At 68.3% G+C, this 14,581-nt stretch carries 12 protein-coding genes; 8 read left to right on the forward strand and 4 right to left on the reverse strand.

The window, feature by feature from the left end; all coding sequences use genetic code 11:
• Window positions 1-28 precede the first annotated feature (28 nt).
• Window positions 29-424: a hypothetical protein gene (locus tag EX20_RS31815; RefSeq protein ID WP_131929045.1), complete on the reverse strand. Its 396-nt coding sequence runs from the start codon at window positions 422-424 to the stop codon at window positions 29-31.
• A gap of 132 nt (window positions 425-556) precedes the next feature.
• On the opposite strand from EX20_RS31815, the gene EX20_RS08785 reads away from it, so the two are divergent.
• Both EX20_RS08785 and EX20_RS08790 read left to right on the forward strand, forming a co-directional pair.
• Entirely contained in the window at window positions 557-1,471 is a 915-nt protein-coding gene (locus tag EX20_RS08785; protein ID WP_034193296.1) for a VOC family protein, read from the forward strand.
• The gene (locus tag EX20_RS08790) at window positions 1,468-2,148 is read left to right on the forward strand and encodes a YoaK family protein (RefSeq protein ID WP_011884406.1); all 681 of its coding nucleotides are present in this window, start codon (window positions 1,468-1,470) and stop codon (window positions 2,146-2,148) included. Before EX20_RS08785 ends, EX20_RS08790 begins: the two co-directional genes overlap by 4 nt.
• Before the next feature lie 415 nt (window positions 2,149-2,563).
• Here the strand turns inward: EX20_RS08790 and EX20_RS08795 are convergent, their stop codons facing one another.
• Entirely contained in the window at window positions 2,564-4,150 is a 1,587-nt protein-coding gene (locus EX20_RS08795; protein ID WP_034193297.1) for an acid phosphatase, read from the reverse strand.
• A 218-nt stretch (window positions 4,151-4,368) separates the two neighbouring features.
• Here EX20_RS08795 and EX20_RS08800 point away from each other — a divergent pair, with 218 nt between their 5' ends.
• The 3 genes from EX20_RS08800 (at window position 4,369) to EX20_RS08810 (ending at window position 6,746) form a co-directional block, all read left to right on the forward strand.
• Complete coding sequence (locus EX20_RS08800; RefSeq protein WP_034193298.1) at window positions 4,369-5,721, forward strand: cytochrome-c peroxidase; 1,353 nt, start codon at window positions 4,369-4,371, stop codon at window positions 5,719-5,721.
• Window positions 5,722-5,877: 156 nt separating this feature from the next.
• Window positions 5,878-6,264, forward strand: a complete 387-nt coding sequence (locus EX20_RS08805) for an RT0821/Lpp0805 family surface protein (protein WP_011884411.1) — start codon at window positions 5,878-5,880, stop codon at window positions 6,262-6,264.
• Between the two features lie 11 nt (window positions 6,265-6,275).
• Complete coding sequence (locus EX20_RS08810) at window positions 6,276-6,746, forward strand: NUDIX hydrolase (RefSeq protein WP_011884413.1); 471 nt, start codon at window positions 6,276-6,278, stop codon at window positions 6,744-6,746.
• A 133-nt stretch (window positions 6,747-6,879) separates the two neighbouring features.
• Here the strand turns inward: EX20_RS08810 and EX20_RS08815 are convergent, their stop codons facing one another.
• Window positions 6,880-8,589, reverse strand: a complete 1,710-nt coding sequence (locus EX20_RS08815; protein WP_034193299.1) for a glutamine--tRNA ligase/YqeY domain fusion protein — start codon at window positions 8,587-8,589, stop codon at window positions 6,880-6,882.
• A gap of 252 nt (window positions 8,590-8,841) precedes the next feature.
• Here EX20_RS08815 and EX20_RS08820 point away from each other — a divergent pair, with 252 nt between their 5' ends.
• Window positions 8,842-9,051, forward strand: coding sequence for an ornithine acetyltransferase (locus tag EX20_RS08820; RefSeq protein ID WP_011884418.1), 210 nt, complete (start codon window positions 8,842-8,844; stop codon window positions 9,049-9,051).
• 168 nt (window positions 9,052-9,219) lie between these two features.
• Entirely contained in the window at window positions 9,220-9,783 is a 564-nt protein-coding gene (locus tag EX20_RS08825) for an RBBP9/YdeN family alpha/beta hydrolase (protein WP_014722858.1), read from the forward strand.
• Window positions 9,784-10,026: 243 nt separating this feature from the next.
• On the opposite strand, the gene EX20_RS08830 is transcribed toward EX20_RS08825, so the two are convergent.
• On the reverse strand, window positions 10,027-11,247 hold the full coding sequence (locus EX20_RS08830; RefSeq protein ID WP_011884420.1) for a CaiB/BaiF CoA transferase family protein: 1,221 nt from the start codon (window positions 11,245-11,247) through the stop codon (window positions 10,027-10,029).
• Between the two features lie 237 nt (window positions 11,248-11,484).
• Here EX20_RS08830 and alaS point away from each other — a divergent pair, with 237 nt between their 5' ends.
• The gene (alaS, locus tag EX20_RS08835; protein WP_034193300.1) at window positions 11,485-14,109 is read left to right on the forward strand and encodes an alanine--tRNA ligase; all 2,625 of its coding nucleotides are present in this window, start codon (window positions 11,485-11,487) and stop codon (window positions 14,107-14,109) included.
• The last annotated feature ends 472 nt before the right edge of the window (window positions 14,110-14,581 follow it).

The raw sequence follows: 14,581 nt of genomic DNA on the forward strand, positions 1-14,581 counted from the left end.
GTGTGGGTGCGGAAGAGGTCACGCATGGTCACGCCGACGTTCTCGCCCGACGCTGTGTGATGGAAGCGCCGCTGTTCAGACGTCCGCAACTTCGTGCAGATAACGCCGACGTGCTGTTCGATGTCGCTCCGATCCACGAGCCGGCCGCACCGCGCACGGCTATGCCGGATATCACGAGACGACCGGCCGTTTGCAGGGCGAATTCGAAAAAGTGAATCGTGAAAATCCGCTCGACGGGCTCAACCGGTTCCCCGATCATGCGGAAACGCTTTCCGGGCGGTCGATGAACCGCAGCGCAGCATGATGCCGCGGCGTGGCCGCGCGGCACCGGATCGCGTACCGGCGCGAGCACGTCGTCGAGCGCGACGGCGAGCTTCGCGACGAGCGAGGTCCGCAACCGCGGGCGTCGCTCGCTTCGGTTCACTCGACAATTTTTTCGTGCATCTCGGGCCACTCGCGGCACGCGTGCTTGCAGCCACCCCGACGCCCGACGCTGCACACCCACCGCCCGGCGACGGCCCGTTTCGATGACGATGCAACAACAGGAAACTTCGTGATGCAATCCATTCGCTCCATGCTGGTCGCCGCGCTGATCGCGGGCGGCCTCGCGCTCGCGCCGGCCGCGTTCGCGAAGCCGCCGGTGCCGCCGGCCGTCACGCCGACGCTTGCCGTCGGTGCGCAGTACGACACCACGCACGTGTACGTCGCGCCCGAGGACTTCGCGCGCTTCACCGACAGCTTCGTCGCGACGTTCGGCGGCAGCAAGTCGAAGCAGGGCGTGTTCCAGGTCACGCCGACGCCGAGCCGGACGATGTCGCAGCTCGTGTTCACGCCGGTCGGCACGCTTTCGGTGTTCGGCTTCAAGACGCCGGTGCCCTGGCCGTTCGGCGCCGAGCGCACCGGCTATCTGGTGACCGACATGGACGCGGCGGTGAAGGTCGCGCGCGAGCACGGCGCGGACGTGATCGTCGACACGTTCGCCGATCCGATCGGCCGCGATGCGCTCGTCTCGTGGCCCGGCGGCGTGAACATGCAGCTGTACTGGCACAACCAGGCGCCGCACTACGACGCGCTGCAGAGCGTGCCGGAGAATCGCGTGTACGTGTCGCCGCAAAGCATGCGCAAGTTCGTGCACGACTTCGTGAAGTTCTCGAAAGGCAAGGTGGTGTCCGACGATGCCAACGCGCCCGGCATCGAAATCGGCCGGCCGAACGACACGTATCGGCGCATCCGCATCGAATCGGGTTTCGGCAAGATGACCGTGCTCGTCACCGACGGGCAGTTGCCCTATCCGTTCGGCCGCGAGATGACCGGCTACGCGGTCGCCGATCTCGCCGCGACGCTGCAGAAGGCGCAAGCCGCCGGCGTGACCGTGCTCGTGCCGCCGTTCGCATCGGACGGCCGCGACGCGGCGCTCGTGCAGTTCCCGGGCGGCTACGTCGCCGAAATCCACGCGAGCGCGACGCGATGAAGCACGAGGACACGATCCTGGCCGCGGTGGCCGGCTTTGTCGACACGCTGAGCTTCGTCGCGCTGTTCGGGCTGTTCACCGCGCACGTGACCGGCAACTTCGTGCTGATCGGTGCGGGCATCGCGGGCTTCGGCCAAGGCGTCGTGCTCAAGCTCAGCGTGTTTCCGGCGTTCGTGTGCGGCGTGATCGCGGCGAGCCTGATCGCGCGCTCGATGTCCGCGCGGCCCGCATGGCAGGGCGCGCGCGTGCTGCATACGGTGCAGGCCGCGCTGCTGCTCGGCTTCTGCGCGGCCGGCTGGTGGGCGACGCCCGTCACGCAGCCCGACGCGCTGCCGGCGCTCGTCGCGGGCATCGTCGGCACGTTCGCGATGGGCGTGCAGAATGCGCATGCGCGGGTGATCCCGCGCGCCGCCGGCGTGCCGAATACGGTGATGACCGGCAACGTCACGCAGGCGATCCTCGACGTCGTCGAGCTGTGCTCGCGCGGCACGGCCGACGCCGCGCGTGCGACCGCACGCGCGCGCTTCGGCAAGATGCTGCCGGCGATCGTCGCGTTCGCATTCGGCGCGGCGTGCGGCGCGCTCGGGTTCCGCTACGTCGGTTTTCTCGCGCTGCTCGCGCCGGCCGCCGCGCTCGCGGTGCTCGCGCTCGGCGCGGCGCCGCAGGAGCGTGCGTGACGGGGCCGCGCGTGCGCGCTTCGTGATTGGCAGGTTTGCCAGCGCGGCTGGCCGCGCTCGCGTTTCGTTGCGGTAGCGCGCGACGATCGGCGGCTTGGTCCGTCGGTGGGCGAACGTTGCGCTGTCGGTACGGTGGGGATGAGCCGATCGTGGGCACAAAATCCATGTGCAACCGCGTGCCGACCGCACGACCGTCGGCGCCCCTGACTGGCATGCTCAAGCCCGCGCAACGCCGAGGCGGCGACGCGATCGAGCAGGCCGCAGGCACGATGTGCATCACGTCGGCGCCGAGTCGAAGCAAGACGGGTGACGCACGCGCCACGGCGCGGCAGATGAAAAAAGGGCAGCCGCGACGGGCTGCCCTTGGTTCGACCGGCCGGCGTGGTGGCCGGTCCGGTCGTGACGATGCTGCGTGTTACAGGTTCGGCGACAGCGCGAGCGCGTTCGTCAGGTCGCCCATCGGCTGTGCGCCGTTCGCCTTCAGCGCGTCGTCGCGCTGTTGCAGGCCCGCGAGGCGCGGCAGCGAGAAGCGGCGCGTGATGAAGCGCAGGATCGAGCCGGTGTCGTACTGCGTATGGTCGACGAAGCCCTTCTTCGCGAACGGCGACACGATGAGCGCCGGAATGCGCGTGCCCGGGCCCCAGCGGTCGCCGCTCGGCGGTGCGGCGTGATCCCAGAAACCGCCGTTCTCGTCGTAGGTGACGATCACGACCATGTTCTTCCACTGCGGGCTGGCCTGCAGGTGCGCGATCACGTCGGCGATGTGCTGGTCGCCGGACGTGACGTCCGTGTAGCCCGGGTGCTCGTTCAGGTTGCCTTGCGGCTTGTAGAACGTCACCTGCGGCAGCGTGCCCGCGTCGATCGCCTTGATGAAGTCCGCGCCGTTCGCGCCGCCGTCGAGCAGATGCTGCGCACGGTTCGCGGTGCCCGGCGCCTGGTTCGCGTAGTAGTTGAACGGCTGATGGTGCGGCTGGAAGTTCGGCGTCGACAGATCGGCGCCGTAGATCACGTTCGACGTGCCGTTCTGGCTCGCCTGCAGCGCCTGGCCCCACGCGCCCGAATACCATGCCCACGACACGCCCGCGCCGGTCATCAGGTCGCCGATGTTGGTCGTCGTCTGCGGCGGCATCGTCGACGGGTTCGCCGGGTCGGCGAGCAGCGGATCGCCGCCGCTGGCGGCCTTGTTGCCGCTCGGCTGGTAGGCCGGCTGCATCGTGTTCACGCCGTAGAAGTCGGGCGTGAGCGCGCCGTCGTTGACGAACTTCGGCGGGCCGCTCAGGGCCGACGCCGGCGAGTTCGACGCGACCTTCAGCGACTTGCCGTCGGCGTTCAGCACCGCGATCTTGCCGGCCGCGACGCTCTTGTCGGCGTTCGGGTAGTACGGCGCGCACGCGCACACCAGGTACTGGTGGTTCAGGAACGAACCGCCGAACGCGCCCATGAAGAAGTTGTCGGCCAGCACGTACTGCTGCGCGAGCTTCCACAGCGGCAGCTTCGACGGATCGGGCGTGTAGTGGCCCATCGTCAGGCCGCCCGCATCGGTCCAGGCGGCGTACATGTCGTTCTTGCCGCCGTCGATCTGCATCTGGTCCTGATAGAAGCGGTGCACGATGTCGCGCGTCGCGATGCTCATCGGCTGGTTGAAGCCCTTCGGATCGTCGATCGCGAACGGCGCGTTCGGCAGGTTCGCCGTCATCGCCTCGGTGACCGCCGGCGTGATGCCGGTCGCGGTCAGGCCGCCCCAGACCTTCGGCAGCGTCGCGAGCGTCGAGCCGTCGCGGTCCTTCTGCACCGAGTTCGCGGCCGTCGCGTTCTGCAGGCCGTTCGCGCCCGGGAAGTTGCCGTACAGGTTGTCGAAGCTGCGGTTTTCCGCGTAGATCACGACGACGTTCTTGACGGCCGACAGACCCTGTTGCGTGACATCGTCGCCGCCGCAGGCGGTCAGGCTCAGCGCGGCCGCGAGCGCGATCGGCGTACAGCGAATCCAGGCGTGCTTCTTCATGCGTTTTTCTCTCTCGTCGTTTGTCACGTGTGGGAACCGGGTGGTGTTCGGCCGGCGCGGACGCGGCGTGGCATCGACCGGCTGCGCGCATTATCTGGAACCCATTTGACAGGCTGGTGTAGGGCTGCTTTCAATTCGCTGTCGGCTTACCGTCATGCGACCGTCATGCAACTGACATAAGCTCCGGCCGATCGACCACCGCTACAAGAAGAACGACGATGCACAGCCTTCCGAACTCCCGCGCGTCAGCGCGATCGTTGCTGCCGGCCATGGCGGCGCTGCTCGCGGCCGGCGCGCTCGCCGCCCTGGCCGGGTGCGATGCGCGGCCCGCCGTGACTGCCGTGGCCACAGCGGTCATTTCCGCCGCCCAGGCCGCACCGACGCTCGCACCGGCGGTCGCGCCGCCCAATCAGCCGCAGAGCCGCGCGCAGGTGTTCGAGGGTGTGAAGCAGATGACGGCGCTCGGCAAGCAGCTGTTCTTCGATCCGTCGCTGTCGGGCTCGGGCAAGCTCGCGTGCGCGTCGTGCCACAGCCCCGACCATGCGTTCGGGCCGCCGAACGCGCTGTCGGTGCAGCTCGGCGGCGACGACATGCATCGCACCGGTTTTCGCGCGGCGCCGTCGCTGAAGTACCTGCGCGGGATCCCGCCGTTCAGCGAGCACTTCCACGATTCGCCGGACGAAGGCGACGAGAGCATCGACGCGGGGCCGACGGGCGGCCTGACGTGGGACGGCCGCGTCGATACGCGCGATGCGCAGGCGCGCATCCCGCTCACGTCGCCGTTCGAGATGAGCAGCTCGCCCAAGCGCGTCGCGCAGGCCGTGCGCGCGGCGCCGTATGCGGACGCGTTCCGCCGCGCGTTCGGCGACCCGGTGCTCGCCGACGATCAGGCGACCTTCGCCGCGGTGCTGCGCGCGCTCGACGCGTTCCAGCAGCAGCCGGCGCTGTTCGATCCGTACACGAGCAAGTACGACGCGTATCTGGCCGGCCATGCGAAGCTCACGCCGGCCGAACTGCACGGCTTGCAGCTGTTCAACGACGAGCGCAAGGGCAATTGCGCGAGCTGTCACGTGAGCCAGCGCACGCTCGAAGGCGGGCCGCCGCAATTCAGCGATTTCGGGCTGATCGCGATCGCGGTGCCGCGCAACCGCGCGCTGGCCGTCAATCGCGACGCGCGCTTCCACGATCTCGGCGCGTGCGGGCCACAGCGCACCGACCTGAAGGGTCGCGACGAATTCTGCGGGCTGTTCCGCACGCCGTCGCTGCGCAACGTGGCGTTGCGCAAGACCTTCTTCCACAACGGCGTGTACCACTCGCTCGACGACGTGCTGCGCTTCTACGCGGAGCGCGACATCCATCCGGAGAAGTTCTATCCGGTCGTGCACGGCAAGGTGCAGATCTACGACGACCTGCCGAAACGCTACTGGCCGAACATCAACCGCGAGCCGCCGTTCGACCGCAAGCGCGGCGACGCGCCCGCGCTGAACGCCGCCGAGATCAAGGATGTGATCGCGTTCCTGAACACGCTGACCGACGGATATCAACCTGCGGCCGATCACGCGGCGCGCTGAGCGCAGCGCACGCGGCACGCATGCTATGCTCGCTCGCTGACAGGCGTGGCGAGTGGCGCGTGCCGGTTCGGCGGCCGCCGGTTTGCCGGCTGGCCAGCCACCGGCGCACCGGCCGCGCGCCGCGCCGTTCGATCGAACATCCAAGGAGAACAACACATGTCGATGCGTGCATCCCTTTCCGTCGTCACGCGCGTGCTGGCCGGCGTCGCGTGCGCAGCCGCGCTGCTGCCCGCCCATGCGCAAAGCAACCTGGGCTTTCTGAACGACACGCCGCTGACCTATTTCAGCAACGCCGACCAGGAGTCGCTGGCCGACGCCGTCGCGCACGCGCGCGACACCAGCAAGGACGGCCAGACGTCGACGTGGCGGAGCAGCAGCAGCGGCACGCAGATCGTGGCGAAGCTCACGCCGTCGACGAGCCACAGCGACGGCCGCACGTGCCGCGAGGTCGTGACGGAGATTGCCGCGAAGGGCCAGACGCTGACGCTCAAGCCGTTCTACTGCAAGACGGCCGCGGGCGCGTGGCAGTTGCAGAAGCGCTGAGCGCACGCGCAATGACGCGCGGCGGCGCGACGCGCACGGTGTCGTGCGGCGTCGTGATCCTCGATACGGCGGGCCGCGTGTTCCTTGCGCATGCGACGGACACCACGCACTGGGACATCCCGAAAGGGCAGGGCGAGCCCGGCGAGACGCCGGCCGATGCGGCGCTGCGTGAGCTGCGCGAGGAAACCGGCGTCGAGCTGGCGGCGGCGCGGCTCGTCGATCTCGGCCGCTTCGCCTATCGTCACGACAAGGATCTGCATCTGTTCGCGGTGCAGGTCGCGGACGACGAGATCGATCCCGCGCGCTGCACGTGCACGTCGCTGTTCCCGAGCCGTCGCGACGGCTCGCTGATTCCCGAGATGGACGCGTACCGGTGGACCGCGCCCGACGAAATCGACGCGTATGCGAGCCGTAGCCTCGCGCGGCTGTTTCACACGGCGTTGCCGCTCGCGGATGTGCAGCGCCGGCTCGCGGGCGGGTGACACCGGCGGCGCGGCCTTGTGTGCAGGCAATGAAAAAACGGCCCGAAGGCCGTTTTTTTCGATCGTGCGACATGCGTCGCGGCGATCGCGCGATGTGCGCCGCAGGCCACCGGCCCGCGCGCGCAACGGCCCGTCAGGCCGGCTTGCCCCAGCTGTCGCGCAGCCCGACGATGCGGTTGAACACCGGCTTGCCCGGCTTCGAGTCGATGCGATCGGCGACGAAATAGCCGTGGCGCTCGAACTGCAGGCGCGTTTCCGGCGCGACGTCGCCGGCGCCCGGTTCGACGTAGGCCTGCGTGACCTTCTTCGAATTCGGGTTGAGCGCGTCGAGGAAGTTCGCGCCGCCTGCGTCCGGGTGCGGCTCCTTGAACAACCGGTCGTAGATCCGCACTTCGGCCGGCTGCGCGTGCTTCGCGCTGACCCAGTGGATGTTGCCCTTGACCTTGTAGTTGTTCGCGCCTTCGGTGCCCGACTTGCTGTCCGGGAAGTAGTTGCAGTGCACGGCCGTCACGTTGCCGTCGGCGTCCTTGTCGAAACCCGTGCATTCAACCACGTAGCCGTAGCGCAGGCGCACCTTGTTGCCCGGGAACAGCCGGAAATAGCCCTTCGGCGGAGCTTCGGCGAAGTCGTCACGCTCGATCCACAGCTCGCGCGAGATCGGGAACGTGCGCACGCCGCGATCCGGATGATGCGGATGCACGGGCGCCGTGCAGGCTTCCTCGAGGTCTTCCGGATAGTTGTCGATCACGAGCTTCAGCGGATCGAGCACGCCGACCGTACGCGCCGCCTTGTCGTCGAGGTCGTCGCGCAGCGCGCCTTCGAACACGCTCATGTCGATCCATGAATCGACCTTCGTCACGCCGATCCGCTCGCAGAACAGCTGGATGCTCTCCGGCGTGAAGCCGCGCCGGCGAATCCCGACGATGGTCGGCATGCGCGGGTCGTCCCAGCCTTCGACGTGGCCTTCGGTCACCAGTTGCAGCAGCTTGCGCTTGCTGGTGATCGCGTACGTGAGGTTCAGGCGCGAGAATTCGATCTGTTGCGGCAGCGGCCGCGTGAACACGCCGGCTTCGGCGAGCTCGTTGAGCACCCAGTCGTACAGCGGACGGTGATCCTCGAATTCGAGCGTGCACAGCGAATGCGTGATGCCTTCGAGCGCATCCGAGATGCAGTGCGTGTAGTCGTACATCGGATACACGCACCACGCGTCGCCGGTGCGATAGTGGTGCGCGTAGCGGATCCGGTAGATCACCGGGTCGCGCATGTTCATGTTCGGCGACGCCATGTCGATCTTCGCGCGCAGCACGTGCTCGCCTTCCTTGAACTCGCCGGCCTTCATCCGGCGGAACAGGTCGAGGTTTTCCTCGGGCGAACGGTCGCGATACGGCGACGGCTTGCCGCCTTCGGTCAGCGAGCCGCGGTTCGCGCGCATTTCGTCCGCGCTCTGGCTGTCGACGTACGCCTTGCCGCGCTGGATCAGCAGCTCGGCGAATTCGTAGAGCTTGTCGTAGTAGTCGCTCGCGAAATACTGATGATCGACCGCGTTCTTGCGCCAGTCGAATCCGAGCCAGCGCACCGCGTCGACGATCGAGTCGACGTATTCGACGCTTTCCTTTTCCGGGTTCGTGTCGTCGAAGCGCAGGTGGCACACGCCGCCGTAGTCGCGTGCGACGCTGAAGTTCAGGCAGATGCTCTTCGCATGGCCGATGTGCAGATAGCCGTTCGGCTCGGGCGGGAAGCGCGTCTCGACGCGGCCGCCCCATTTGCCGGTGCGGTTGTCGTCGTCGATGATGTTGCGGATGAAATTGGAAGCCGCGGGGGCGTCGTTACGTTCGGTGCTCATGCGGTTGGCGTCAGGTTGTGTCGGCGCGTCGCGCCGGTTTAATCCTGCAATTCTACCTGACCGGGGTCCGTCCCGCGCGGGTTGCGGCGGCGCCCGCGCCGGTGCGCGCCGCGCAACCCAGTATCTCGATAGTGTGTCGGCTGTAACACGAGGTAAATCGGTTTGCCGCGCGTGTTCGGCTGTTTCTATGATGGCTTTACCGATTCGACGCCGCCATTCGTATTATTTGCCGGCGAAAGGAAGCCAACAATCATGATGAAGCAGACCACTTTTCTCGTTCGTACCGCCGTGATCGTCGCGGCCCTGTCCCAACTCGGCGCATGCGCGATGACGCACACGCAGCGCAACGCCGGCATCGGCGCGGCCGCGGGCGGCGCGCTCGGTTATCTCATTACCGGCGGCCCGATCGGCACGGTCGCAGGCGCGGCGGCCGGCGGCCTGGTCGGCGCCGGCGTGCGTTGAGCGAAGCCGGCGCATGAGCGCTGACCGCTCGTGACGGCGCGCGCGGCACGCGACGCACCGGTTTCCCGCGCATCCATTCCGCAATTCGACAGGCAGCAATCAGGGAGGAGCGGATGTGCGACACTTCGTCGGCTTCACATAACGATTTCATTCGTCGACGAAACCTTCATGAGCGATTCACTCGTGTTCGTGCTGCCGGGCTACGCCAACTCCGGCCCGCTGCATTGGCAAAGCCGCTGGGAGCGGGCCGACGCGCGCTTCGTGCGCGTGGCGATGCCCGACTGGAACCACGCATTCCGTAACGGCTGGTGTCTCGCGCTCGACCGTGCGATCGACGCCGCGCGCGGCCCGGTGACGATTGCCGCGCACAGCCTCGGCACGTTGACCACGGCCTGGTGGGCCACCCGCTATGCGCGGCCAGCCGCGTTGGCGAAGGTGCGCGGCGCGCTGCTGGTCGCGTTGCCCGATCCGGCCGGGCCCGCATTTCCGGCCGACGCGCACGGCTTCGGGCCGGTGCCGCACGAACGGCTGCCGTTTCCGACCCGCGTGGTCGCGAGCAGCGACGATCCGTACGGCTCGATTTCATTCGCACGCGGTTGTGCGCAGGCGTGGGGCAGTGTGTTCCACGATCTCGGCCCGCGTGGTCATATCAATGCGGACAGCGGGCTCGGCGACTGGCCTGACGGGCGCCGTTGGCTCGACGCGCTGGGCGGTGGGGCGGAACGCGGCTGACGCGTGCGTGCCGAGTGCTGAGTGCCGAGTGCTGGCCGTCGCGCCGGCCGGGCGCGAACGGCGGATCATCGGCTGGGGGGGCACTACGCGCCGCTCACACCGCACCGGATTAGCTGGCGCCCGCCTTGTCCTTCACGCTGCGCCGGCTTGGCCGGCGCTCGCCATGCGGCACAGGTTGCGCCGCACCGATCGGCTCCCGCGCGCGGCTAACACTACGAGCGCCGCGCCGCGTCCGCGACATACTCAGATCGCCTGCTTCGCGCGCAACGCCGCGATCCGCGAGTCGTCGTAGCCGAGCATGTCGCGCAGCACGTCTTCCGTCTGCGCGCCGAGCAGCGGCGGGGCCGTACGCGCGTCGGGCGGCGTCGCGCTCATCCGGATCGGATTGCGCACCAGCTTCACGTCGGCGCCGCACGGGTGCGGCAGCGACACCTGCATCCCGCGCGCGACCACCTGCTCGTTGGCGAACACTTCGTCGAGTTCGTTGATCGGCCCGCACGGCACGCCGGCCGCTTCGAGCGCGGCGATCCAGTCGGTCTTGCCGCGCGTCTTCACCATCTCCGCGAGGATCGGCACCAGCGTGTCGCGATGGCGCACGCGCGACGGGTTGGTCGCGAACCGCTCGTCGAGCGCGAGCTCCGGCCGGCCGCCGGCCTCGACGAACTTGCGGAACTGCCCGTCGTTGCCGACCGCGACGATGATCCAGCCGTCGCTCGTCTGGAACGTCTGGTACGGCACGATGTTCGGATGCGCGTTGCCCCAGCGCACCGGCGGCTTGCCGCTCGCGAGGAAGTTGGTGTTCATGTTCGCGAGCAGCGCGACCTGCACGTCGAGCAGCGCCATGTCGATGTGCTGGCCTTCGCCCGTGCGGTCGCGGTGCGCGAGCGCGGCGAGCACCGCGATCGTCGCGTAGAGGCCGGTGGCGAGATCGGCGATCGCGACGCCGGCCTTCTGCGGGCCGCCGCCCGGCTCGCTGTCGCGCTCGCCGGTGATGCTCATGAAGCCGCCGATCCCCTGCACGATGAAGTCGTAGCCCGCGCGATGCGCGTACGGGCCCGTCTGGCCGAAGCCGGTGACCGAGCAGTAGACCAGGTCGGGCTTCACCGCGCGCAGCGATTCGTAGTCGAGCCCGTACTTCTTCAACTGCCCGACCTTGTAGTTCTCCAGCACGACGTCGCTTTGCGCGGCGAGCTCGCGCACGATCTGCTGGCCTTCCGGCGTCGCGATGTCGACCGTCACCGAGCGCTTGTTGCGGTTCGCCGCGAGATAGTACGCGGCCTCGGCGGTGTCGGCGCCGTTCGCGTCCTTCAGGTACGGCGGCCCCCAGTGGCGCGTGTCGTCGCCGGCGCCGGGGCGCTCGACCTTGATCACGTCCGCACCGAAGTCGGCAAGCGTCTGCGCGCACCACGGGCCCGCGAGCACGCGGGTGAGGTCCAGCACGCGGATATGGCTCAGGGCACCCATCGTCGATTCGTCTCCTGTCATGGCTCGCCGCGGCCGGCGAAGGATTGGCATGCCGAGCATCTTAAGGCGAATCGTCCCGGCCGGTGGCCCATTCCGGTCGTCCGGCGAGGCGGGCCGCTGCCGTCTGCGGCCGCCGGTCTCTATCGTATAATCGATCGTTTACGATATTCGCCCGCCGTGCGTCCGCGAGGACGGCCGGCGCTTGAAGCCGTCTTAGCCAGACATTCCCCGCACGCCATGAAAGCTGCCGAAATCCGCGAGAAATTCCTCAAATTCTTCGAATCGAAGGGCCATACGATCGTCCGCTCGTCGAGCCTCGTGCCCGGTAACGACCCCACGCTGATGTTCACCAACTCGGGCATGGTCCAGTTCAAGGACGTGTTCCTCGGCACCGATCAGCGCCCGTACACGCGCGCGACCACCGCGCAGCGCAGCGTGCGCGCCGGCGGCAAGCACAACGACCTCGAGAACGTCGGCTACACGGCGCGCCACCACACGTTCTTCGAGATGCTCGGCAACTTCTCGTTCGGCGACTACTTCAAGCACGACGCAATCCGCTTCGCGTGGGAGCTGCTGACGACCGTCTACCAGCTGCCGAAGGACAAGCTGTGGGTGACCGTCTATCAGGAAGACGACGAGGCGTACGACATCTGGGCGAAGGAAGTCGGCGTGCCGGCCGAGCGCATCATCCGCATCGGCGACAACAAGGGCGCGCGTTACGCGTCGGACAACTTCTGGACGATGGGCGACACCGGCCCGTGCGGCCCGTGCACCGAGATCTTCTACGACCACGGCCCGGACGTCTGGGGCGGCCCGCCGGGATCGCCCGAGGAAGACGGCGACCGCTACATCGAGATCTGGAACCTCGTGTTCATGCAGTTCAACCGCGACGCGCAGGGCAACATGACGCGCCTGCCGAAGCAGTCGGTCGACACCGGCATGGGCCTCGAGCGCCTCGCCGCGGTGTTGCAGCACGTGCACAGCAACTATGAAATCGACCTGTTCCAGAACCTGATCAAGGCCGCCGCGCGCGTGACCGAGACCGCCGATCTGAACAACAACTCGCTGAAGGTGATCGCCGATCACATCCGCGCGTGCTCGTTCCTGATCGTCGACGGCGTGATCCCCGGCAACGAAGGCCGCGGCTACGTGCTGCGCCGGATCGTGCGCCGCGCGATCCGCCACGGCTACAAGCTCGGCCGCAAGGGCGCGTTCTTCCACAAGCTGGTGGCCGATCTGGTCGCCGAGATGGGCGCCGCGTATCCGGAGCTCAGGGAAGCCGAGCAGCGCGTGACCGACGTGCTGCGCCAGGAAGAAGAGCGCTTCTTCGAAACGATCGAGCACGGGATGTCGATCCTCGAGGCGGCGCTCGCCGACGTCGAGGCGAAGGGCGGCAAGGTGCTCGACGGCGAACTCGCGTTCAAGCTGCACGACACCTACGGCTTCCCGCTCGATTTGACCGCCGACGTGTGCCGCGAGCGCGGCATGACGGTCGACGAGCCGGCGTTCGACGACGCGATGGCGCGTCAGCGCGAGCAGGCGCGCGCGGCCGGCAAGTTCAAGGCCACGCAGGGCCTCGAATACACGGGCGCGAAGACCACCTTCCACGGCTACGAGGAAATCGCGTTCGACGACGCGAAGGTCGTCGCGCTGTATGTCGAAGGGTCGTCGGTCGGCGAAGTGAAGGCCGGCCAGGATGCGGTCGTCGTGCTCGACCACACGCCGTTCTACGCGGAATCGGGCGGCCAGGTCGGCGACCAGGGCGTGCTCGCGAACGCCGCGACGCGCTTCGCGGTGGCCGACACGCTGAAGGTGCAGGCCGACGTGATCGGCCACCACGGCACGCTCGAGCAGGGCACGCTGAAGGTCGGCGACGTGCTGCGCGCCGAAATCGACGCGCAGCGCCGCGCCCGCACGCAGCGCAACCACTCGGCGACCCACCTGATGCACAAGGCGCTGCGCGAAGTGCTCGGCGCGCACGTGCAGCAGAAGGGTTCGCTCGTCGATGCGGACAAGACGCGCTTCGACTTCGCGCACAACGCGCCGCTGACCGACGACGAAATCCGTCGCGTCGAGCAGATCGTCAACGACGAAATCCTGGCCAACGCGCCGGGCATCGTGCGCGTAATGCCGTACGACGAAGCGGTGAAGGGCGGCGCGATGGCGCTGTTCGGCGAGAAGTACGGCGACGAAGTGCGCGTGCTTGACCTCGGCTTCTCGCGCGAGCTGTGCGGCGGCACGCACGTGCAGCGCACCGGCGACATCGGGCTGTTCAAGATCGTCGTCGAAGGCGGCGTCGCGGCCGGCATCCGCCGCGTCGAGGCGATCACCGGCGACAACGCGGTGCGCTACGTGCAGGAACTCGATGCGCGCGTGAACGAAGCCGCGGCCGCGCTGAAGGCGCAGCCGTCGGAGCTCACGCAGCGCATCGCGCAGGTGCAGGAGCAGGTGAAGTCGCTCGAGAAGGAGCTCGGCGCGCTGAAGTCGAAGCTCGCGTCGAGCCAGGGCGACGAGCTCGCGCAGCAGGCCGTCGAAGTGGGTGGCGTGTTCGTGCTGGCGGCGACGCTCGACGGCGCGGACGCGAAGACGCTGCGCGAGACGGTCGACAAGCTCAAGGACAAGCTGAAGAGCGCGGCGATCGTGCTGGCGGCCGTCGAAGGCGGCAAGGTCAGCCTGATCGCGGGCGTCACGCCCGAGGCGAGCAAGAAGGTCAAGGCCGGCGAGCTCGTGAACTTCGTCGCGCAGCAGGTCGGCGGCAAGGGCGGCGGCCGCCCCGACATGGCGCAGGCGGGCGGCACGGAACCGGCGAACCTGCCGGGCGCGCTCGCGGGCGTGAAGGGCTGGATCGAAGCGCGTCTTTGATCGCTTGATCGTTGCCGACGGCGCGATGCGGTCTCGCTGACCGCGTCGCGCGTCTTGGGGAAAGCGACCCGTTCGGCGTTGGCCGGGCGGGTCGCTTTGTTTTTTGCGGTGGGGTGGGGGCGGTGGGGGTGGGTGCGGCTGGGCGGGGGCCGGTTGGGTTTGGCTAGGCCCGGTAGGGCTCGGTGCGGCCCGGTTCGATTCGGCCCGGCGCGATTCGGTTCGGCGCGATTCGGTTCGGCGCGATTCGGCGCGATTCGGCTCGATTCGGTTCGGTTCGGTTCAGCTCGGCTCGGCTGGTTCGGCCGGCCCGGCCCGGCTCGATTCGATTCGATTCGGCTCGGTTCGGTTCGGTTCGGTTCGGCTCGCCCCGGCGCGGCGCGATTCGGCTCAATCCGATCAGGTCCGGTGGTTCGGCTCGTGCCGGCTCGATTCGATTCCGTCCGTCCGGCTCGACTCGACTCGACTTGATTCG

This window comes from Burkholderia sp. WP42 (assembly GCF_000745665.1).
Taxonomy (GTDB): domain Bacteria; phylum Pseudomonadota; class Gammaproteobacteria; order Burkholderiales; family Burkholderiaceae; genus Burkholderia; species Burkholderia vietnamiensis.